General features: G+C 58.8%; 1 protein-coding gene. It reads left to right on the forward strand.

Translation table 11 applies throughout. From position 1 onward, the window contains the following. The first annotated feature begins 134 nt into the window (after positions 1-134). Entirely contained in the window at positions 135-2000 is a 1866-nt protein-coding gene (gene mnmG, locus HQL63_16310; GenBank protein MBF0178385.1) for a tRNA uridine-5-carboxymethylaminomethyl(34) synthesis enzyme MnmG, read from the forward strand. Positions 2001-2046: the final 46 nt, after the last annotated feature.

Consider the following 2046-nt stretch of genomic DNA (forward strand, 5'->3'; position numbering starts at 1 on the left):
TGCCAGGGAGCCAGCCCCCTGGACCCCGATTCGTTGGCGGGTGGTGAATAGTTACTTTTTCTTTTGCATTTTGGCGACATCAGCAACACTATGCACCATCTTCCAACATGGCCTCGCGAAAGTAACCCCGATACATGGTATGGCGCGCTCAGTATGATGTCATTGTCGTAGGCGGAGGACACGCTGGTTGCGAGGCTGCCCACGCAGCGGCACGCTTCGGCGCACGCACCCTGCTCCTGACACAGAATCTGGAAACCATCGGTCACATGTCGTGCAATCCGGCTATCGGAGGTCTGGGAAAAGGCCACCTGGTCCGCGAAGTGGATGCCCTCGGCGGGGTGATGGGTGAGGTGGCGGACCGGGCGGGGATACAATTTCGCCTGCTCAACCGGCGCAAAGGACCGGCTGTTCGTGGCCCACGAGCACAAATGGACAAGGTGCTCTATCGCCGGGAGATGCGACGCATCCTGGAAAGTGTGCAAACACTCTCGTTGCGCCAGGCTGAAGTGGTCGATCTGGTGTGGCGCGACCACCATCTCCAGGGGGTGGTCACTGATTGGGGGGAGCGTTATCAGGCAAAGGCTGTGGTGTTGACGACGGGGACGTTTCTACAAGGATTGGTCCACATGGGTGAACGGACCTTTCCTGCCGGGCGGCTCGGAGACCGGGCCAGTATCCCCCTGGCATCCACCCTGCACCAGATGGGATTGGTTATGGGACGCCTGAAAACCGGCACACCGCCGCGTCTGGATGGACGTACCATCCGTTGGGATCGCCTGACGGAACAACCTGGAGATGATCCACCACTCCCGTTCTCTTTCATGACCCCAGCCATCACCCAAACGCAGGTTCCCTGCCACATCACCACCACGACCCCCGCTACCCACGCGGTCATTCGCGCCAATCTGCAACGTGCCCCACTCTACTCGGGTCAGATCACCAGCGTTGGACCCCGGTATTGCCCTTCGATCGAAGACAAGGTGGTCCGTTTTGCCGAGCGGGACAGCCATCAAATTTTTCTTGAGCCGGAAGGTTTAACATGTGCGGAAATCTACCCCAATGGCATTTCCACCAGCCTGCCAATTGATGTGCAATGGGAATTGCTGCGCACGATTCCGGGCCTGGAAGAGGTGGAAATTCTGCGTCCGGGTTATGCCATCGAATATGACATGGTGGATCCCCGGCAATTGGACGGGGGGTTGCAGGTCAAGGAGTGGGAGGGGCTTTTTCTGGCCGGGCAGATCAATGGCACCACCGGTTACGAGGAGGCAGCAGGTCAGGGTTTGGTGGCTGGCCTGAATGCAGCCCGCCTTGCCAAAGGGATGGGAGGGGTCCGGTTCGAGCGGGCGGACTCCTATCTGGGGGTGATGATCGATGATTTGATTACCCGAGGTGTGGATGAGCCTTATCGCATGTTTACCTCTCGGGCGGAGTTTCGCATTTTACTGCGTGCGGACAATGCCGATATACGTCTCACTCCCCTGGGCCGGGAGTGGGGTTTGGTGGATGACCGGCGATGGGAGCGGTTTTTGGTCAGGCGTGCGGCCATCGAGGAGGTGCGTGGTCAACTCAAGGCGAGCCGGGTTTGCCTACAAGCTGGGGAGGGGCGGATTTCCGGCTGGGATGCCTTGCGGCGGCAGAATATGACGGTGAGTGAGATTCTGGCTGCGGCGGGGTTGGATCCGGTGTTGGCCGATGTGGCCACAGCCTTAGAGGTCGAGGCACACTATCAGGGATATCTGGAAAAGCAGGTGGAGGAGGTGGAGCGGTTTCGGCAGGCGGAGATGATTCTTCTGCCTGTGGATGTGCCGTGGGGGGAGATTCCCGGGTTATCGACGGAGATCAAGCAAAAGTTGGGGCGGGTCAAGCCAGAGACGATTGGGCAGGCCTATCGGATACCCGGGGTGACTTCAGGGGCGGTTTCGGCGTTGTTGGTGTGGTTAAAAAAAACCACACGAAAGGGTGGAATGGAGATTCAGGGGGAGGGGGTAAAGCCCTGACAAAGGCTTCCATGTCCAAGCTTTTCTTGCAAGGGTGGTGAATAGT

The sequence above is a fragment of the Magnetococcales bacterium genome, from assembly GCA_015231175.1.
Classification (GTDB): Bacteria; Pseudomonadota; Magnetococcia; order Magnetococcales; family DC0425bin3; genus HA3dbin3.